At 68.8% G+C, this 18,422-nt stretch carries 22 protein-coding genes; 8 read left to right on the forward strand and 14 right to left on the reverse strand.

The window, feature by feature from the left end; translation table 11 throughout:
• Positions 1 to 9: 9 nt before the first annotated feature.
• Complete coding sequence (locus tag MZV50_RS17925) at positions 10 to 618, reverse strand: hypothetical protein (RefSeq protein ID WP_252630655.1); 609 nt, start codon at positions 616 to 618, stop codon at positions 10 to 12.
• Positions 619 to 776: 158 nt separating this feature from the next.
• On the opposite strand from MZV50_RS17925, the gene MZV50_RS17930 reads away from it, so the two are divergent.
• Positions 777 to 1,184, forward strand: coding sequence for an Rrf2 family transcriptional regulator (locus tag MZV50_RS17930; protein ID WP_252630656.1), 408 nt, complete (start codon positions 777 to 779; stop codon positions 1,182 to 1,184).
• On the opposite strand, the gene MZV50_RS17935 is transcribed toward MZV50_RS17930, so the two are convergent.
• The 6 genes from MZV50_RS17935 to ubiT all read right to left on the reverse strand — a co-directional run bounded on the left by MZV50_RS17935 (position 1,168) and on the right by ubiT (position 6,059).
• Entirely contained in the window at positions 1,168 to 1,677 is a 510-nt protein-coding gene (locus tag MZV50_RS17935) for a 6-pyruvoyl trahydropterin synthase family protein (RefSeq protein ID WP_252630657.1), read from the reverse strand. The two genes, MZV50_RS17930 and MZV50_RS17935, sit on opposite strands and share 17 nt — an antisense overlap.
• The gene (ftrB, locus tag MZV50_RS17940; RefSeq protein ID WP_252630658.1) at positions 1,677 to 2,453 is read right to left on the reverse strand and encodes a transcriptional activator FtrB; all 777 of its coding nucleotides are present in this window, start codon (positions 2,451 to 2,453) and stop codon (positions 1,677 to 1,679) included. The genes MZV50_RS17935 and ftrB overlap by 1 nt, the downstream gene beginning before the upstream one ends.
• A gap of 94 nt (positions 2,454 to 2,547) precedes the next feature.
• Positions 2,548 to 3,654, reverse strand: a complete 1,107-nt coding sequence (locus tag MZV50_RS17945; protein WP_252630659.1) for an NAD(P)/FAD-dependent oxidoreductase — start codon at positions 3,652 to 3,654, stop codon at positions 2,548 to 2,550.
• Position 3,655: 1 nt separating this feature from the next.
• A complete protein-coding gene (gene ubiV / locus MZV50_RS17950) occupies positions 3,656 to 4,558 on the reverse strand; it encodes a ubiquinone anaerobic biosynthesis protein UbiV (RefSeq protein WP_252630660.1) in 903 nt (300 codons plus the stop codon).
• Positions 4,555 to 5,547, reverse strand: coding sequence for a ubiquinone anaerobic biosynthesis protein UbiU (gene ubiU / locus MZV50_RS17955; protein ID WP_252630661.1), 993 nt, complete (start codon positions 5,545 to 5,547; stop codon positions 4,555 to 4,557). The genes ubiV and ubiU overlap by 4 nt, the downstream gene beginning before the upstream one ends.
• 2 nt (positions 5,548 to 5,549) lie before the next feature.
• Entirely contained in the window at positions 5,550 to 6,059 is a 510-nt protein-coding gene (gene ubiT, locus MZV50_RS17960; protein WP_252630662.1) for a ubiquinone anaerobic biosynthesis accessory factor UbiT, read from the reverse strand.
• A gap of 170 nt (positions 6,060 to 6,229) precedes the next feature.
• On the opposite strand from ubiT, the gene MZV50_RS17965 reads away from it, so the two are divergent.
• Positions 6,230 to 6,454: a hypothetical protein gene (locus MZV50_RS17965; RefSeq protein ID WP_252630663.1), complete on the forward strand. Its 225-nt coding sequence runs from the start codon at positions 6,230 to 6,232 to the stop codon at positions 6,452 to 6,454.
• A gap of 22 nt (positions 6,455 to 6,476) precedes the next feature.
• The gene (gene ric / locus MZV50_RS17970; protein ID WP_252630664.1) at positions 6,477 to 7,139 is read left to right on the forward strand and encodes an iron-sulfur cluster repair di-iron protein; all 663 of its coding nucleotides are present in this window, start codon (positions 6,477 to 6,479) and stop codon (positions 7,137 to 7,139) included.
• A 54-nt stretch (positions 7,140 to 7,193) separates the two neighbouring features.
• Here the strand turns inward: ric and fixJ are convergent, their stop codons facing one another.
• Both fixJ and MZV50_RS17980 read right to left on the reverse strand, forming a co-directional pair.
• On the reverse strand, positions 7,194 to 7,802 hold the full coding sequence (gene fixJ, locus MZV50_RS17975; RefSeq protein ID WP_252630665.1) for a response regulator FixJ: 609 nt from the start codon (positions 7,800 to 7,802) through the stop codon (positions 7,194 to 7,196).
• On the reverse strand, positions 7,795 to 9,285 hold the full coding sequence (locus MZV50_RS17980; protein ID WP_252630666.1) for a sensor histidine kinase: 1,491 nt from the start codon (positions 9,283 to 9,285) through the stop codon (positions 7,795 to 7,797). The genes fixJ and MZV50_RS17980 overlap by 8 nt, the downstream gene beginning before the upstream one ends.
• Before the next feature lie 145 nt (positions 9,286 to 9,430).
• Here MZV50_RS17980 and MZV50_RS17985 point away from each other — a divergent pair, with 145 nt between their 5' ends.
• The 5 genes from MZV50_RS17985 (at position 9,431) to MZV50_RS18005 (ending at position 13,170) form a co-directional block, all read left to right on the forward strand.
• On the forward strand, positions 9,431 to 10,120 hold the full coding sequence (locus MZV50_RS17985) for an alternative oxidase (RefSeq protein ID WP_252630667.1): 690 nt from the start codon (positions 9,431 to 9,433) through the stop codon (positions 10,118 to 10,120).
• Between the two features lie 67 nt (positions 10,121 to 10,187).
• On the forward strand, positions 10,188 to 10,568 hold the full coding sequence (locus MZV50_RS17990; protein ID WP_252630668.1) for a response regulator: 381 nt from the start codon (positions 10,188 to 10,190) through the stop codon (positions 10,566 to 10,568).
• Between the two features lie 55 nt (positions 10,569 to 10,623).
• A complete protein-coding gene (locus MZV50_RS17995; RefSeq protein ID WP_252630669.1) occupies positions 10,624 to 11,787 on the forward strand; it encodes an NnrS family protein in 1,164 nt (387 codons plus the stop codon).
• Positions 11,788 to 11,851: 64 nt separating this feature from the next.
• Positions 11,852 to 12,451: an NAD(P)H-dependent oxidoreductase gene (locus MZV50_RS18000; protein WP_252630670.1), complete on the forward strand. Its 600-nt coding sequence runs from the start codon at positions 11,852 to 11,854 to the stop codon at positions 12,449 to 12,451.
• A 65-nt stretch (positions 12,452 to 12,516) separates the two neighbouring features.
• A complete protein-coding gene (locus MZV50_RS18005) occupies positions 12,517 to 13,170 on the forward strand; it encodes a helix-turn-helix domain-containing protein (RefSeq protein ID WP_252630671.1) in 654 nt (217 codons plus the stop codon).
• 107 nt (positions 13,171 to 13,277) lie between these two features.
• Here the strand turns inward: MZV50_RS18005 and MZV50_RS18010 are convergent, their stop codons facing one another.
• The 5 genes from MZV50_RS18010 to ccoG form a co-directional block, all read right to left on the reverse strand.
• Positions 13,278 to 13,922: an OmpW family outer membrane protein gene (locus tag MZV50_RS18010; RefSeq protein ID WP_252630672.1), complete on the reverse strand. Its 645-nt coding sequence runs from the start codon at positions 13,920 to 13,922 to the stop codon at positions 13,278 to 13,280.
• 136 nt (positions 13,923 to 14,058) lie between these two features.
• Positions 14,059 to 14,223, reverse strand: coding sequence for a cbb3-type cytochrome oxidase assembly protein CcoS (gene ccoS / locus MZV50_RS18015; protein ID WP_252630673.1), 165 nt, complete (start codon positions 14,221 to 14,223; stop codon positions 14,059 to 14,061).
• A complete protein-coding gene (locus MZV50_RS18020; RefSeq protein WP_252630674.1) occupies positions 14,220 to 16,412 on the reverse strand; it encodes a heavy metal translocating P-type ATPase in 2,193 nt (730 codons plus the stop codon). Before MZV50_RS18020 ends, ccoS begins: the two co-directional genes overlap by 4 nt.
• A complete protein-coding gene (locus MZV50_RS18025) occupies positions 16,409 to 16,924 on the reverse strand; it encodes a FixH family protein (RefSeq protein WP_252630675.1) in 516 nt (171 codons plus the stop codon). The genes MZV50_RS18020 and MZV50_RS18025 overlap by 4 nt, the downstream gene beginning before the upstream one ends.
• The gene (gene ccoG, locus MZV50_RS18030) at positions 16,921 to 18,420 is read right to left on the reverse strand and encodes a cytochrome c oxidase accessory protein CcoG (protein WP_252630676.1); all 1,500 of its coding nucleotides are present in this window, start codon (positions 18,418 to 18,420) and stop codon (positions 16,921 to 16,923) included. The genes MZV50_RS18025 and ccoG overlap by 4 nt, the downstream gene beginning before the upstream one ends.
• Between the last annotated feature and the right edge of the window lie 2 nt (positions 18,421 to 18,422).

The raw sequence follows: 18,422 nt of genomic DNA on the forward strand, positions 1-18,422 counted from the left end.
GCAAACTGCTCAGGACAGCTTGTCGCGGTCGCCTGTCATGAGGCGATCCTCGATTTCCACGCGACGGCGTACGTTGCGGTCCAAGGCTCGCCAAACCCCAGCCAGCACGGCTCCGGCGGCGCCCAGAGCGCCCAGAGAAGCCGGCGCGCCCAGCCAGTGGGCCATATGGTCGAGCTTTTCCTTAAGTAACCGGTGATCGTCGATCAGGCGGGCGATCAGGGCCGGATCGGGGTTCGAACCGGCCGTACGTTCGACGGCGTCGTGACGCGCGAAGGAGTCGGCCAGATCCTGCATGGCGCTGGCCAAGCCGTTGGGACAGCCAGGTCGGTGGGCGAAGCGCGCCTCCAGCCCTCGGGCCAACCTTACCCCCTCAGCGAAGAGCAGCCCTTGGGCCTCGGCCCACGCGTCGGGATCGCTCTCCTCGCCCTCGCCAGACAGCGCCCAGGCGTGGGTGTCCAGGCGCGTCAGCAAGGCCTCCAACGGGATGCGCCGGGCGCGCGCGGCCTCCGCCAGGCTCGGCTGGTCGCCGGCCTGGAAGTTGATGCCCGCCGCCCGCAGGATCGCCGAAGCGCCCGGCAGCGCGATGGCCAGTGTCACGACATCGATACGATCATCCATGCCGTCATCGAAAACGATGACCGCGCCGGACGTCATTGCGCACCGTCAAAACGTCGGCGGACTTGATCTGGCGCATGGCGCGACCCATCCGCGCACGCTGGAATGACGGCGAAAGGCGTCTTCGGCGTCACTTTCGGCGTCACTACGGAGATCTCGCCTTGCGCCTGACCGAACGCGCGCTTCTGGGATTGCGGATCGTCGCGCTGCTGGATGCGACGGAACATCCCCTGACGGTCGGCGCGATCGCCGAGAGAACGCGGTCGCCGCGTGATCACGTCAGCAAGGTCGTCCACACCCTGGCTTGCGAAGGGCTGATCGCCACGATCCGCGGTCGTCGCGGCGGCGTCCGCGCCCGCGATGGCCTTCCGGTCAAACCCTCCAGCGTGGTCGTGGTCCTGGAGGCCTGCCTGCCGCGCCTCGACTGCGCGCCCTGCCCGCTGGAGCCCGATTGCGCTTTGCCTGCCCTGCTGGGCCCGGCGACGGAAGCCTTTCTGGCGACGCTGGACGCCGGCGGCCTGAACCCCTTCCGCGAGGCCCCGCCGACGATGCTCAAAGCCTGCCGATGATCTCGGTCATCACCTCGGCGCCGATCTTGCGCACAACCGCTCTCGGATTCTCGAACGCGGCGCTGTTGGCGCCGTGCTCGTGGCAGGTCACCGACTCCACCCAGCAACGTCCCTGGGTGGCGGCCTCGATGATCAGCTGGGCGTGATCGAACACGAAGGCGGCCAAGCCCTCGCAGCTGACGCTGGGCGTCAGCCGCACCTGGGCCAGACCGAGGTCGGCCAGACGCTGAAACTCGATCAGCGCCGGATCGTCCTGCGCCACCAGCAGGGTGTGGTCGAACATCTCGTGCAGCCAGGTCCGGATCTTGCCGAAGCCGCCGGCGCCGAAATCGACCACCCAGCCCCGTGCGTCCAGCTGCTCGGCGGCGAAGGTGAAGGTGAAGCCCAGCGAATAGCCGTGTAGCAGCGCGCAATGGCTGGACGCGGCCCACTGCCGATAGGCGCAGGTCAGGCCGCGTTCGGGCCCGTAGGTCTTGATCGAGCGGTAGGCCATCAGAAGCGGTCCAACTCCGCCTGACCATAGCTCCGGCGTTCGCGATCCGCCCGCCCCGTGACCTGTTCGTCGCCCTCGGCGTGATCGTCGATCAAGGCGTCGGGCTTGGCCAGGCGGGCCAGCGCGGCGGGACGATTGATCGTCACATTGGCCCCGTCGACCTGGACGCCATGGCTGCCCAGGGTGGCGAAGGCGCGCGACAGGTTCTCCGGCGTCATGCCCAGCAGCGAGGCCAGGACCCGCTTCTGGCAAGGCAGGCGCAGGGTCGGTCCGCCGCCCTGCCGGCGCTGCTGCACCAAGAGATAGTTGGCCAGGCGCTCCAGCGCCCCGCGCAGCTTGTAGTTCTTGAGAACCCTGACGACGCCGCTGTAGCAACCCGACAGCTCCTCCGCGACGGCGAAGGACAGCGCCGCGTCCTCGCGCACCGCCTGTCGGAAGGTCTCGCCGGGGATCATCAGCACCTGGCTGCGCGCGATCGTGCGCGCGGTCATCAGGGCGGGCACGTCCAAAATCACCGAGGCCAGGACGAAGGTCGACAACGGCCGCAACAGGGCCAGCGTCGAATCTCGATCATTCCACGTGCCTTCCAGCTCGACCGCGCCTTCCATCAGCACGTAGAGGAAGTCGTTGACCTCGCCCTCGGCCGTCAGTTGGGCGTCGCGCGGAAAGCGCTGCAGGAACGCGCTGCGCGTGAGCCTCGTGAAGGTCTCGGCGGAAGCGCTCCGCAGCAACGGCAACTGCTGGATACGCAGGAGATCGGCGGGTTTGAGAGTCATGCGAAGGGCTTTCAACAAGGGCGCCGGTCCATCGCTATAGGCCCTTAGGGGCCCCTCGAACCTTGACCGTCGTCAATGTTCGAGCCGATTTCGGTCAAGACGCCAGTCGCGCTGGCGCGTAGCGACGAGGGTCGACACCGTGGGCGGTCAGCTCTGCCGGCGTTTCCTCGCCGAGGATCAGGCTCGCCGCCAGTTGGCTGACCGCGGGCGAGGTCTGGACGCCGAAGCCGCCCAGCCCCGCCAGCCAGAAGAAGCTCGGGGCGTCAGGCGCCCAGCCGATCACCGGCGCCCGATCGCGGGCGAAGGTCCGCAGGCCCGCCCAACTGCGCTCGACCCGCGCCACTCGGTGATCGCACATGGTCTCGAACCGCAGGATCGCTCGCGCGATGTCGACCTTCTCGGGCGCGGCGTCGCAAGGTCGCGAAGGCTGGGCGTCGGCCGGGGTGATCAGCAGGGCGCCGTGGTAGGGCCGGAAATAGAACCGTTCGCGCACGTCCTTGACGATCGGCCAGGCCGAGAACCCTTCGCGTGCGACCGGCGGAGCCAGGACGACGGTGCGGCGCAGCGGCGTCAGGCCGAGGGCGGCGACACCGGCCGCCTCGGCCAGGGCGTCGGCCCACGGGCCGGCCGCGTTGACCAGGATCCTCGCCTCCAGCGTCCCGTGCGCGCCTGCCAGCCGCCAGCCATCGCCGCGCCGCTCGATCCCGGGCTCGCCCGTGTCGACCATGAGATGAGCGCCGGCCTCGAGCGCCATGCGGCGAAACAGGTCCAGCAGGGCCGCGACGTCGATGTCACCGGCCTCGGCTTCCAGCCAGGCGCCGTCGATCACGTCCTCCCGCAGGATCGGGAACAGGTTCACGGCCTGGCGCGGTGACAGCGCCTCCAGGGGGACATCCGCGGCCTGGGTCAGGCCGAACGGCGCCAGGTGCGGCAGGCGGCCGACATGCAGCGCCTGGCGCGGCTGGAAGATCACGCCGATCGGGTCGAGCGCCGCCGTCAGGAACGCGCGGCTGGCGCGAGTCAGAGGGCCGACGTCGGGCCCGCCGTACGAGGGCAGGAACATCGCCGCCGACCGCGCGGTGGTCATGCTGCCCAGGGCGGGTTCGCGCTCGACTAGGGCCACCTTCAGATGAGGCGTCAGACGGGCGGCCAGGGCGACACCGGCGATCCCGCCGCCCACGATGGCGACATCGACCCGCACGTTACAGGACCTCCATCGACAGCATACCGGCCTCGCCGTGCAGATAGCCGTTGATCAGCGGTCCCGGCGGCCGCGTCGCCGCCACCGCCGCTCGCAGTCCGGCGCCGTCCAGCTCTCCGCGCACGAAGGCGCCGAACGCCGCCAGCACGGCCCGGACGTCGCCCGTGTGCGGGGAGATCCGCAGCGCCTTCACGCCCGCCGCCGCCAAGCGACCGACCTCGGCGTCGGCCAGGTGGACGCCGTGCGACATCGTCTGGATGCCGTTGACCGCCAGGAAGGGTTCGCCGTCGACAGTGCGCACGGTCATGCCGTCGGGATCGGTCTCGCAGACGAAGAGGCAGCCATCCTTATGCGTCTTGTGGGCCCGCGCGTGGTAGCAGCGCCCCGACAGCGCCAAGGGCAGCCGGCCATAGGCGAAGAGCTCGATCTCGACCTGCGGGCAAGCCTTGGCGATCGCGGCGACGGCGTCCAGCGACAGCTCGACATTGGCGCAGATCCGCTGACAGCCCCGCGCCACCAGGGCCGCCACCGCGCTTTCGTTGTAGAGGTTCAGCATCGGCCCGGCGACGAAGGCCGCGCCCTTCGGCAGACAGGCCAGGGCCGCGACGTCGTTGACCTCGAGCAGCGCGCTGGCCTCGGCCAGCTCGCGCACCGCCCGCGCCTCGCGCGGCGTTGCGGGTAGCGCCTGGCTGGCCCAGACCACCGACTTGCCCGCGCGGGTCAGAACCTCCTCGGCCAGCAGCAGCGATTCCACGGTCAACGGCGAGCGCTTGCCACAGACCACTTCGCCCAGATAGACGCGCGACACCTCCGGGGCGGCGGCGACCTGGGCGTAGTAGTCGGCGATACGTTCCGGCGACCACAGGAACATCAGCGGACCGACGGTCAGCTCCAGGTCGCTCATCGCCATTTCCTCTTGTAGGCGCCCTCGGTCTCGCGTCCGCCCTCGGCCAGGTCGGTCAGCATGCGGGCGAAAGGCTCGCAGTCGCGGCCGGCGTCCAAAGCGTCGATCGCGCCCCGGAAGGCCTCGGTCACCCGCCGGACATAGGTCTTGCCCCGTTGGCGGCCCTCGACCTTGATCGCCTTGACCCCGGCGGCGCGCAGATCGCGCAGCACCGTCATGGCGTTCAGGCTGACCGGATCCTCGAACAGGTATGAGGTGTCGCCCATAGCCTCGAAGCGTCCCTTGCACAGGGTCGGATAGCCGGCGGCCTCGTCCGCCGCGAAGCGGTCGATCGCCACCCCGGCCAGACGTGGCGTCAAACCGTTCGCGTCGGTCTCGAAACTGACCGCCTCGGGCGGCGAGCAGACGCCGGACAGGTTGGGCGAGCGGCCCGTGGCGTAGGACGACAGGGCGCAGCGCCCCTCGGCCATCACGCACAGGCCGCCAAACACGAAGGCCTCCAACTCGACGCTGGTCGCCTTGGCCAGGGTCGCGATCTCGGGCGCCGTCATCACGCGCGGCAGCACTACCCTGCGAACCCCGAAGGATTCGGCGTAGAAAGCGATCGCCTCGGCGGAGTTGGCGGCGGCCTGCACCGACAGGTGCAGGCGCAGGTCCGGATAGGCCTGGCGGGCGTAGGAGAGCACGCCAATGTCGGCGACGATCACCGCGTGCGCCCCAGCGGCGACCGCCGTATCGACCGATCGTCGCCAGGTCTCGTCGGCCCCGGCGCGGGCGAAGGTGTTGATGGCCACCAGCACCCTGGCGCCGTGGTCCCGGGCGAAGGTGACGGCCTCGTTCATCTCGGCGGGCGAGAAGTTCAGGCCCGGGAAGTTGCGGGCGTTCGTCTCGTCGCGCAGGCCGCAATAGACGCTGTCGGCGCCGGCTTCGACGGCGGCGCGCAGCATCGGCGGCGAGCCGGCGGGGCAGACCAGTTCGATCGACCCCACGCTCAAGCGCTCCGCCAGCGCTGGGTCGTCCAGCTCAGGCCGCGATTGACGAGATCGCGGGTCGGTCGCGGCGCGCCGATCAGGTCGGCCAAGGTCAGGTCGGCCGCCTCCAACGCATTGTGCAGGGCGACCAGCGCACTGGTGTCGCCCTCCACCTGAATCCGCCGCGAGAAGAAGGCGGCGTCGGCGTCCATCGTGCCGTCGAACAGCTGCAGGAGATCCAGCAAGGCGCCGCGAATCCGGACCGCCGCCTCCGGCGCGTCGCCGGCCGCAACCAACCGAATCGCCCCCTCGGTCCCGGCGGGGCGAAGACAGAAGGCCAATGGCAGGTCGGTCGGCGCGATCAGATAGATCCGTTGGGCATGCTCGCCCAGCCGGACGAAAGCCTCGGGATGGGCCCGCGCCAGACGACGCAGGCTGAGCGTCAGGAAAGCGCTGGGCGGCAGCAGCAACGGGCGCGCCAGCAGCGCCTCCCAGCGGCGCTTGGCGCCCTGTCGTCGAGATCCGGCCATGTCGCCTCCAAAGTTGGGGCCGCGACCCTAGGCTCGGTCGACGCGCGGGCAATGACGCCGTTCAAGGCCCGGCTTGACGCCCGTCAAGACCGCCGAAAGGCGCGTTTGAGCGTGCGCAACGTTCCGCGCCCGGGGAGACGCTAACCGTCCTCGGGCATGGAGGATGGATCATGAGTGATTGGGCCAAGGACGCGGTGGTGGCGCGCGCCAGGACGCGCGGCGTCTTCTACGTCAGCCAGATTCCGGGAACCTCGGGACTGCGCGCGCTGTGCGCCGAGCTGGTCCGCGAGGGCCTGCTGGCCCCGGCCGGCCGACGGGGCGCCATACAGGCCTACTATCCGACCGAAGGCGCGAACTTGGCGGCGCGCAACGTCCAGGATCGTCCGGCGCCGTAGTCGGAAGGCAGAGGAGATCAGCATGGACATCACCGCCGCCCTGCCCCTTCATCATCTGGCCGTTCGCGACATCGCGATCCGTCGGCCCGGAGCGACGGCCGTCTTCCGCCGCTTCAAGATCGACTATTGCTGCGGCGGCGGAGCGTCGCTGGCGGCGGCTGCGGAGAAACGCGGGGTCGAGGTCGACAAGCTGATCGCCGCGCTCGAGGCGGCGACGCCGACGGACGAACCCGCGCCCACCGAGACCACCGCGCTGATCGACCATCTGCTGGAGCGTTACCACGAGGTTCACCGCCGCCAGTTTCCGGAGGCGATCCGTCTGGCCGCCCGGGTGGAGGCCGTGCATCGCGACAACCCCGACTGCCCGGCCGGGCTCTCGCAGCACCTGGCCTTCATGTTCGACGACCTCGAGATGCATCACCAGAAGGAGGAGATGGGTCTCTTCCCGATGATGCGCCGGGGCGACGCCGACGCGGCCGGCCCGATCGCCTGCATGGAGGCCGAGCACGAGGACGTCATCGAGCAGCTGAAGGGCCTGGCTCGGCTGACGAACGACTTCGCGCCGCCGCCCGGGGCGTGCAACACCTGGCAGGCGCTGTACGCGCTGTGCCGCGAGATCGACGCCGACCTGCGCGATCACATGCACCTGGAGAACAACGTCCTGTTCCGCCGCTTTGGCGGCTAAAGCCCTTGGAGCGCGCCTGGGGCGGGCAACCGCTTTCGCTTAACTTGGCGCGCTCTAGCCCGGCTCGCGCACCGACAGCGCCATGCGCACGAGTTCGGAAAGGCTGCGCGCCTGCATCTTGGTCATCAGGTTGGCCCGGTAGATTTCCACCGTGCGCGGGCTGATGCCCAGGTCGTAGGCGATGACCTTGTTGGCCTTGCCTTCGACCAGGCCGCCCAGCACCTCGCCCTCGCGCGGGGACAGGGCGGCGATGCGCTTGCGGGTCTCCGACAGCGCGGCGTCCTGCTCGCTCTGGGCCTTGCCCTGCTGCAGCGCGGTCTGGATGGCGGAGAGCAGCAGCTCTTCGTCGAAGGGCTTCTCGATGAAGTCGACCACCCCGGCCTTCATCGCCTCGATGGCCAGCGGCACGTCGGCGTGGCCGGTCATGACGATCACCGGCGCGCGATAGCCCCGCTCCTTGAGCTGACGGACCATCTCGATGCCGTTCATCTCGGGCATGCGCACGTCGGTGAGAACGCAACCGCCGTCCTCGGGCAGGTCCTGCAGGAACGCCACGGCCGACTCGAACAGGCGATACGGGATGCGATTGACCTGCAGCAGGAAGCCCAGCGAGTCACGCATGGCCGCATCGTCGTCGATGATGTGAACGACACCCTCACTCAAGATCCAGGTCTCCTTCCACGGTCTTCAGGGTGAACTTGAAGGTCGCGCCGCCGCCCTCGGTGGGTTCGACCCATAGTCGGCCGCCGTGCGCCTCGATGATCGTCCGCGAGATCGACAACCCGACACCCATTCCGTTTCGCTTGGTGGTCATGAACGGCGAGAACAGATTGTCGGCGATTTCTGGGGCGATTCCAGGCCCCGTGTCGCTGACCGTGACGAGGGCTTCGTCGGCCAGGCGTCCGACGCTGATGTTCAGCTCGCGTCGCTCGCTGTCTTCCATGGCGTCGACGGCGTTGCGAACCAGGTTGACGATCACCTGCTGGACCTGAACCCGGTCGGCCAGCACCTGGTCGACCTGGTTGTCGTAGCCGAAGCGCACGCCGACGCCCAGTTCGCGCACACCGACCAGGGCCAGGGCCGCGGCCTCCTCGACCATGCGCTTGAGGCTTTCGATGTGCTTCTCGGTCTCGCCGCGCGCCACGAAGTCGCGCAGGCGACGGATGATGGCCCCCGCGCGCAAGGCCTGCTCGCCGGCCTTGTCCAGCGCGCCGCCCAACAGGACGCGGTCGATCTCGGGTTCTTCCAGCAGCCGACGCCCGCCCTTCAGATAGTTGGCCATGGCCGACAGCGGCTGATTGATCTCGTGCGCCAGGGCCGAGGCCATCTCGCCCATAGAGGTCAGGCGCGCGATGTGCACCAGCTCGCCCTGCAGCTCCTGCAACCGGGCCTGGGTGCGCTGGGTCTCGGTCAGGTCGCGTACGAAACCGGTGAAGAAGCGGCCTCGCCCGGTGCGGATCTCACCCACCGCCAGTTCCATGGGAAAGGTCGAGCCGTCCTTGCGCTCGCCGATGACCACGCGTCCCAGGCCGATGATCCGTCGCTCGCCCGTGGCGTAGTAGCGCTGCAGGTAGCCGTCGTGCGCCGAGCGGTAGGGCTCGGGCATCAGCCGGCTGACGTTCTGGCCGAACATCTCGGCGGCCGTCCAGCCAAACAGGCGCTCGGCGGTCGAGCTGAACGATCGCACCAGGCCCGCCTCGTCGATCAGCACCATGGCGTCGGGCACGGTGTCGAGGATCGAAGCCAGGTGAGCCTCGCGCAGCAGGAGGTCCTCGGTCACCCCATCCGCGCGCCGGCGCGCGATGCGGAAACGCTCGCCGCCAAAGCTGATGGCGCCGCTGACGGCCACGTATAGCCCCGCGCCGATCCAATCGCCCAGATCGAGGCCGTCGGTTCGGCTGCCCAGGGCCAACAGGGCCACAAGTCCCAGGAGGCTGGCCAGCAATCCGCCGGCCAACCCGCGATAGGCCGCCGCGGCGACCACCGCCGGAAAGAAGAAGAGATAAAGCCCGCGATCGCCCAGCAATGGCTCGAACAGCAGGCGCGTGGCCGCGCCCAGTACGACGAGCCCCACCGCGATGCCCGCGGCCATCGCCCATTCCCGCACCGGGTCCGGTCGCGATTTGAGGAATTCGTCGATGGTCATGCCTCCGCGCTAGGACCGGTCGAGGGGCCTGGCCACCCAGGGATTCCCCTTAGGGTCAGACCAGAATTTTTCGACCAGCCGCGCGGTCGTATCAAGCTTCCCATCGGGCGGCCAAGGGGCCGTCACTTGTAAAAGGGCAGCGGCCATGACTGGTCCCCAAATTAATCTGGACGTCCACCATCAGCCCAAGGGCGTTTCGGACGTCGTCGCCTTCGGTTTCGTCAAGGCCCTGCGCTTCTGCGCCGACACCTTCTTCGCCAAGCGCTACGGCCACCGCGCCGTGGTCCTGGAAACCGTCGCGGCGGTGCCAGGCATGGTCGGCGCCACGCTGAACCACCTGAAGTGCCTGCGCCGGATGGAAGGCGACAAGGGTTGGATCAAGACCCTGATGGACGAGGCCGAGAACGAGCGCATGCACCTGATGACCTTCATCGAGGTGGCCAAGCCGACCCTGTTCGAGCGCTTCGTGGTCGTCGCCGCCCAGTGGGTCTTCTACCTGTTCTTCTTCGGCCTCTACCTGGTCAGCTCGAAGACCGCCCACCGCGTGGTCGGCTATTTCGAGGAAGAGGCGGTGATCAGCTACACCCACTATCTGGCCGAGATCGACGAGGGCCGCAGCCCCAACGTCGCCGCGCCGCAGATCGCCCTCGACTACTGGAACCTGCCCGCCGGCAGCACCCTGCGTGACGTGGTCGAGGTCGTCCGCGCCGACGAGGCCCACCACCGTGACGTCAACCACGGCTTCGCCAACGAGCTGTGCGGCCTGCCCACGGGCGACGTGGCCCCCTGCCCGCCGCACGTGGTTCTGGAGCCGAACTGGAAGGCGGCCGCCTGATCTCCCTCCTGCTCCCCTAGGGCGGCAGCGTCGAAAGGCGCCGCCGCCCACGCCCGGAACCCGTCCCGTGTCCATCGCCCTCTCTCCCAACGCGCCCCGCATCCTGATCCTCGACCAGGACGCGGCGGTCCGTCAGGCGCTTTGCTTTTCGCTGGCCCTGGACGGTTACGCCGTCGAGCCCTTCGGCGATCCGCGCAGTTTCACCCAGCGCCTGGACACCGAGGTCGTCGACGCGGTCATCATCGGCCACGCGCCCCCCACGATCCGGGGGCCGCAACTGGTCGAGCAGGTCCGCGCGCGCAACGCCAGCACCGCCGTCTTGATGACCGCGACCAATCCGACCACCGAACTCAGCCGCGCCGCCCAGCGGGACCGGGTGTCGCTGATCGAGAAGCCTCTCCTGGGCGACGCCCTGCTTCAGGCTCTGGACGCCGCCCTCTCCCGCTAGAGCGGGTTTGTCGCCGCACAACGACGGCGCCCGTCCACCGCCGCAGAGTCGTTCCATGTCCACAGCACAGCAACGCCGCGCCTATGCCGGCCCCGCCCTGTTCAGCTACGGCTTCAGGCCCTTCTTCTTCTCGGGCGCGATCTGGGCGGCGCTGTCGGTGCCGCTGTGGATCTGGTCGCTGATGGGCGGACCGGCGATCGCCGGACACCGCGACTGGCACATCCACGAGATGCTCTTCGGCGTCCTGCCCGCGATCGTCGCTGGCTTCCTGACCACGGCCGTGCCCAACTGGACGGGTCGGATGCCCGTGATCGGCGGCAAGCTGGCGGCCCTGTGGTCCCTTTGGCTGGCCGGTCGCCTCGCGATGCTGACCGAAGTCTTCATCGGCCCCGTCGCCGTCTGGATCGACGCGGCCTTCACCATAGTCTTCGCCCTGGTGATCTGGCGCGAGGTGCTGTCGGGCAAGAACTGGCGCAACCTGCCGATCTGCCTGCTGACCAGCCTTCTGGCCGGCGCCAATATCGCCTTCCATCTGGACACGGCGCTTGGACTGCAAGGTCTGGGATGGCGCATGGCGTTGGCGGCGGCGACCGGCATGCTGGCCCTGATCGGCGGCCGCATCACGCCCAGCTTCACCACCAACTGGCTGCGCCAACGGAGCGTCACGCCCCTGCCCACGCCCTTCAACACTCTGGACAAGGTCGCGGTGGTCGGCGCGGCCGTGGCCGCCCTGGCCTGGACGGCGTTCCCCGACCAGCCCGTCGTCGGCCTCCTTCTGCTGGCGGCTGGCGTCGTCAACCTGGCCCGCATGAGCCGCTGGCGGGGCCAGAAGACCACGGCCGAACCGCTGCTGACGATCCTGCACATCAGCTATGCGTGGCTGGCCATAGGCCTGATCCTGCTGGGCGCCAGTGTCCTGACGCCCTTGGTTCCCCTGGCGGCGGGCGTGCACGCCCTATCGGCCGGCGCCATCGGCGTCACCTGCCTGGCGGTGATGTGCCGGGCCACGCGCGGCCACACGGGCCGTCCCCTGACCGCCGACAAGGCGACCATCGGGATCTTCGTGGCGATCAATCTGGCCGCCCTGCTCCGGGTCGCCGCGCCGTTCGCCGCGGAGTTCCAGCCCGGCCTTCTGGTCCTGGCCGCCCTTTGCTGGAGCCTGGCCTACGGCGGCTTCGCGATCGCCTACGGTCCGATGCTCACCCGCCCCCGCAAGTGATCCAGATCAAGGCGGGAGCGGTTCGAACCGCGCCTATTGGGCAAGATCGCAACGGAGCCGCCGCATGAAGATCGCCTTGATCCTGGCCCATCCCTCGTCCGCCAGCTATGGCGCGGCCCTGGCCAAGGTCTGCGTCCAGGCCCTCAGCGAGGCCGGCGCCGATGTCGTCGTTCGCAACCTCTACGCCATGGACTTCGATCCGCGCCTGACCGCCACCGAGCTGGCCGGCGGCGGTCAGCGCCCGGCCCCCGACGTCGTGGCCGAGCGTAGCCTGCTCGGCGCCGTCGATGGCCTGCTGCTGGTCTATCCGCTGTGGTTCAACGGCCCACCCGCGATCCTCAAGGGCTATGTAGACCGCGTCCTGAGCGCCGGCTTCGGCTACCAGCCCACCGCGCATGGCGCCGACCCATTGCTGGTGGGCAAGACGCTGATGAGCGTCACGACGTCGGGCGCGCCCGACGTCTGGGTCGAGAAGACCGGCGCCCTCAACACCCTGAACCGGCATTTCGACCTGCACCTCTCGGCCATGACCGGCCTGCGCGTGGTGGGCCACGAGCACCTGGGCGGCATCGGTCCCGACATGGGCCCGGACTTCGCGGAGCGCGGCTTCGACCAGGTGCGCGCTTCTGTCACGGCCGCGATCCTTGGAACCGAGCTCGGCTAAGTAGAACTCCCAATGGAGGCGCCCCCCTCGCCCCCCCTAGGCTCCACGCAGCTCTGGGGGACTCCATGCCGGTTCAATACTTCCAAGATCCTGGCGGCCCGGCCGCGACCCGACGCGCCGAAGCGGCCTTCGAGGCCCTCGCCCACGTCCAGCGCTTCGAGCCCGGCGAGGAGATCTACGGCCAGGAAGCGCCCACCGAGGCTTTCTACAAGGTGGTGAGCGGCGTCGTGCGCGGCGCCTGCCTGATCTCGGATGGCCGGCGGCAGGTCGCCGCGTTCTATTTTCCCGACGACATGTTCGGCCTCGAGATCGGCGTTAGCCATCGCCAGGCCGCCGAGGCCCTGACCCGCTGCGAGGTCCAGATCGTCAAGCGTCGCGCCCTGGCGGTGGTCGACGCCGGCGCCCAGATCGAGCGGATGATCTGGCGGGTGACCAGCCAGCAACTGGAACGCGCCCAGGAGCGCTCGATGCTGCTGGCCCGCCGCAACGCTTACGAGAAGGTCGCCTGCTTCCTGATCGAGATCGCGGAACGGGGCCCGGGTCCCTGGGCCAGCCTGCCCATGTGCCGCCAGGACATCGCCGACTATCTGGGCCTGACCATCGAGACGGTGTCGCGCATGCTGACCCAGCTGCAGCATGACGGCCTGATCTGCCTGGACGGCTCGCGCCGCTTCCAGATCGTCCGCCTCCGCCAGCTGGCCTCCAGCCTGGCCGCCTGACGCACCGTTCCCCACAAGAGAAAGCCCCCGTCGACTGGGCCAGTCGACGGGGGCTTACGGAAGAACGTCCGTGCATGGAGGAGGTCGGGGACGCTCTCGCCGATCTCTTAGAACTGGCGCGAGATGCCGATCGAGCTGACCAGCGGATCCAGGTTCACCTTGGCCTTCAGCGCACCGCCATTGATCTTGGCGTCGGTGTCGAAATAGACCTTCTTGATGTCGGCGTTGATCAGCCAGCTGTTCTTCAGCTTTATGTTGACGCCCGCCTGGATGGCGTAGCCGACGCCGTCGTCGACCTTCACGGTGAAGCCGTTCTTGTTCTTGTCGCTGTAGAACAGCATGTAGTTCAGGCCCGCGCCGACATAGGGGCTGACGCGCGCGTTGGGCAGCGGGTGGTACTGCAGGGTGACCACCGGCGGCAGAACCCAGGTCTTGTGAACCAGGACGTCGGTGCCCGGACCTTGCGCCCGGATGTCATGCTGGGTGGTGCCCAGAATGGCCTCGACGGCGACCTTGTCGGTCAGGAAGTAGGTGAAGCCCAGGGTCGGCTTCACGTCGTTCCCGACGTGGGCCTTCAGGCCGCTGGCCGCGCCGGCGGCGGTGACGATCGCGGCGTCCTTGTCCGGCGCCACTTGGGTCGCGCGAACGTGGACGATCAGGTCGCCCTTGGCGTTCGGCTTGAAATCTTGGGCATGAGCCGCGCCGGCGAACAGCAACGTGGTCGCGGCGGCCGAAATCAGGAGGCTCTTCATTCTCTATCCCCGTACATTTGGCGACATCAATTACGTCGCAGTACTGTTCTAGAGATTGCTCGAACTCGAAACCTTGATCTCAATCAGCTTTATATGCGCCCGTTCCTCAGGATGATTACGTAAGACCTGAGCGACTTTATCGATCGCTGTCCGGCCCTTCATCCAGATGATCATAGAGGATGCGTTCGGCGTCGCCCTTGGGATCCTCGTATTGACCGGAGCGCATGGTCCAGAAGAAGGCCAGCAGACCCAGCGCGCCCAAGCCCACCGAGGCCGGCGCCAGGAAAAGGATGATGTTCATCGGCGACTCCTCAGGGCAAGGCGCGGACGGGCGGCGTTCAGCAGCACCACCATCGACGAACCCGACATGGCCAGGGCCGCGATGAATGGGTTGACGAAGCCCAGCATGGCCGCCGGCGCGGCGACCAGATTATACAGCGCCGAGAAGCCGAAGTTCTCAAGGGCCCGGCGACGGGCTTCGCGGGCGGTCTCGATCGCCTCGATCACGACGCCCAAGCCTTCGCCCGTGAAGACGAGATCGGCGGCGTTCTGGGCGGCGTCGACCGCCGCGCCCGGCGCCATCGAGGCGTGCGCCTTGGCCAGGGCGGCGGCGTCATTCAGGCCGTCACCGACCATCAGCACCTTGCGGCCGTCGGCCTTCAGCGCGTCGACGATCGAGGCCTTCTCGAACGGCGTCAGGCCGGCGCGCCAGTCGGTGATGCCGGCCTCGCGACAGATATCCCGAACAGGACCGGCCAGATCGCCCGAGAGCACCTCGACGGACAAGCCGAGGCGGCGCAAGCGGGCGACCGTCTCGGCCGCGTCGGCGCGCAGCTGATCCTCGAACACGAAGCGGATTTTGACGTCGCCCTCGAACCCGAACCACAGCTCGGTCTCGCGGACGTCGCCGCCCTCGACCCCGACGAAGGCCGCGCGACCCAGGCGCGCGCGGCGGCCGTCGATCAGACCTTCCACGCCCTGCCCGGCCGTCTCGACGCAATCGCTCGCCACCAGACCGACGCCGGCCTCCAGCGCCAGGGCCTTGGCTAGCGGGTGACGCGAGGCTCGCGCCAGCGGCGCGGCCAGGGCGACCAGATGCGCGGGCGCGTCGATCAGACGAGGCCGGCCTTCGGTCAGCACGCCGGTCTTGTCGAACACGACATGATCCACTTCGGCCAAACGCTCGAGCGCCGCGCCGGACTTGACCAGCACGCCCTTGCGGAACAGTCGGCTGCTGGCGGCGATCTGCACGGCCGGCACGGCCAGACCCAGGGCGCAGGGACAGGTGACGATCAGCACTGCGGCGGCGCGCAGCAGCGCCTCGCGCGGACCCAGGCCCAGCGCCCAGCCGCCAACGAAGGTCAGGGCCGCGATCGTGTGGACCACCGGGACGTAGAGCGCGGCGGCCTTGTCGGCCAGGCGGACATAGGCCGAACGGGTCTGGGCGCCGGCCTCCATCAGCCGGGCGATCGCCGACAGCGTCGAGTCCTCGCTCCTGGCCGTGGCGGTCATGACCAGGCGGCCCGACAGGTTCAGCGCGCCGGCGTGCAGGCGCGCGCCGGCGCCGACCGGGGCCAGCGCCGTCTCGCCGGTGATCAGGGCGTTGTCCAGATCCGAGCGCCCGCTCTCGACCAGACCGTCGACCGGAACGCGCTCGCCCGGCGCGACGACCAGGCGATCACCGACCGCCACCTCGGCGACCGGCACGCCCTGCTCGACCTCGCCGTTGAGGCGCATGGCCACAGGTGTCTGCAGGGCCAGAAGATCGCGCGCGGCCGAGCGGGCGTTGGCGCGCAGGCGATGATCCAGATAGCGGCCGATCAGCAGCAGGAACAGCAGCGTCACCGCCGCATCGAAATAGGCGTGCTTGCCGTGGAGGATCGTCTCGGAGAAGCTGACGATCAGGGTCAGGATGACGCCGATCGAGATCGGCACGTCCATATTGGCCTTGCCGCGCTTCAGCGACGCCCAGGCCGAGCGGAAGAACGGCCGGCCAGCGAACAGGGCGCACGGCGTCGCGACGATCGCCGCCATCCAGTACATCAGGGTCAGGGTCGAGGCGTTCAGCTCCTGGCCGAACAGGCCCGCCCAGGCCGGCACCGTGAACATCATGACATTGCCGGCCCCGAAGCCGGCGACACCCAGGGCCAGGGCCAGTTCGCGGCCCTCGCGATCCTGGGCGGCCTTGGCCTCGGTCGGGTCGAACAGGCAGGCGCGATAGCCCAGGCCCTCGACCGTCTCGACCACGGCCTGCGGATCGGCCCTGCCTGGCTCCAGCTCGACCGCCAGCTTGCCGGTGGTGAGGTTCAGGCGCGCGGCGTCGACGCCGGGCATGCCGCGAACGGCCTTCTCGATCTTGCTGATGCAGCCGGCGCAACGCGCGCCGCTGACCAGCAACTCGACCCGCCCTCGCCCCGCCTCGTCGCGCTGGACGAAGGCCTCGAGGTCACGGTGTTGCGCGAGCCCCTGTGTCGCCGAGGCCTGGGTCATGGCGCCACCAACCGGGTTTCGATTTCGATCATGTCGCGGGAATTGCGGGCGACGCCCCGCAGGTCCCAGGCGCCGTCCAGGCGGGCCGACGCCGCGTAGCGACCCTGGCCCAGCGGCTTGAAGTTCAGAGTCTGACGACCGGTCTCGGTCGCCGGGCGCTCCAACACGCCGGTCACCGACAGGCCATCCAGCGGCTTGCCGGTGCGGTCCTCGATAAGGACGACGACCGACTTGCCATCCGGCGTCCGCACGCCGACCTCCCAGCCTAAGGCCGCCTCGCGACGTCGCTGGGCCAGGGTCTTGTTGAAGGCCAGGCCCGCCTCATACGGGTTGGACGCGACCTCGCCCGAGAAGCTGCGATAGGCCTTGACCATGAACAGCGTGTCGACGGCGATCACGATGCCGAAGAACAACACCATGGCGGTCAGCACGTGCCAGCCGGTGATGCGCCCCTTTTCGGAGACGGGCTTTTGGGGAACGGGCTTGTGGAGGGGATGGGCGGCGACGGTCATTGCGGGTTCGCGGCTCCAGAGAGGAAGACGGTCTTGGTCTCGGCCCGGATGTCGCCGGAGCGGATGACGAAGCGGCCGGGAACGCTGGCGGGCCTTTCGCCCTCCAGGTCCGGCGGCGCGGTGACGAAGACGCGCAGCGGCGAGACCTGGTCGGCGGGCACGACGATGCTGACCGTGCGGCCGGTCTGGCCGGGCTGGCTCAGATGCGCGCCGGGCACGCCCTCGAAGGTGATGTCGAAGGTGCGTGGCTCGAAGGTGCGGTTGCCGATCTTCAGCGTGTAGCCGTCACGCACAGCTCCGTCGTGCATGCGCACGAAGATCGGGTTGCGATCACGAATGACGCTGAGATCCGCCTTGGGGCGGGTGACCAGCGACCACAGCGTCAGGCCGCCGACGACGGTCATGGCCAGGGTGTAATAGATCGTCCGTGAACGGATCGGCTTGTAGACGGACTTCTCCCCCTTGGAGCGGGCCGCGACGGCATAGTCGGAGTCGTAGGCGATCAGGCCGGTCGGCCGACCAACCTTGACCATCATATCATCGCAGGCGTCGACGCAGAGGCCGCAGTTGATGCATTCCAGCTGCGCGCCGTCACGGATGTCGATGCCCATCGGACAGACCACGACGCACTGGTGGCAGTCGATGCAGTCGCCGCGGCCTTCCCAGCTCTGGCCCTTCTTGTGCGGGCCACGAGTCTCGCCGCGATAGGCCAGATAGGTGACCTGCAGCGAGTGGTCGTCGAGCATGGCGCCCTGGATGCGGGGCCACGGGCACATGTAGGTGCAGACCTGCTCGCGCATCCAGCCGGCGAAGATGTAGGTGGTGCAGGTCAGCAGGAAGCAGGAGGCGTAGGCCGTGATCGGCGCGTCGCCGGTCCAGAACGTGCGGATCAGGGTCGGCGCGTCATGGAAGTAGAAGATCCAGGCGCCGCCGGTGCCGAAGGCGATGCCCAGCCAGACCAGATGCTTGCCGGTCTTGCGCCAGATCTTGTTGAACGACAGCGGCGCGGCGTCCAGGCGCATGCGGGCGTTGCGGTCGCCCTCGAACAGGCGCTCGACCACGATGTAAAGGTCGGTCCAGACGGTCTGGGGACAGGCATAGCCGCACCACAGGCGGCCGAACAGCGCGGTGACCAGGAACAGCGCCAGGGCCGCCATGACCAGCAGCCCGGTGAAGATGTAGACCTCTTGGGGCCACAGCTGAATGTCGAAGAAGTAGAAGCGCCGCCCCGTGAAGTCGACCAGCGCCGCCTGTTGCGGGAAGCCCTCCGGCCGATGCCAGCGGATCCACGGCGTGACGTAGTAGACGGCCAGGGTGAAGATCAGCAGCGCCCACTTCACCGCCCGCCACTTGCCGTGCACGAGCTTGGGATAGATGGGCTGGCGCGGCTTGTAGAGCTGCCCCTCGGGCCCGCCTTTGCCCTTCGCCCGGGCGGCGGCCGAGACCGCCGACCGGGCGTCGGATTTTGGACGCGTATTGTCGATTAAGGTGGGCATAG

Origin of the sequence: Caulobacter segnis (assembly GCF_023935105.1) — a bacterium.
Lineage (GTDB): Bacteria > Pseudomonadota > Alphaproteobacteria > Caulobacterales > Caulobacteraceae > Caulobacter > Caulobacter segnis_B.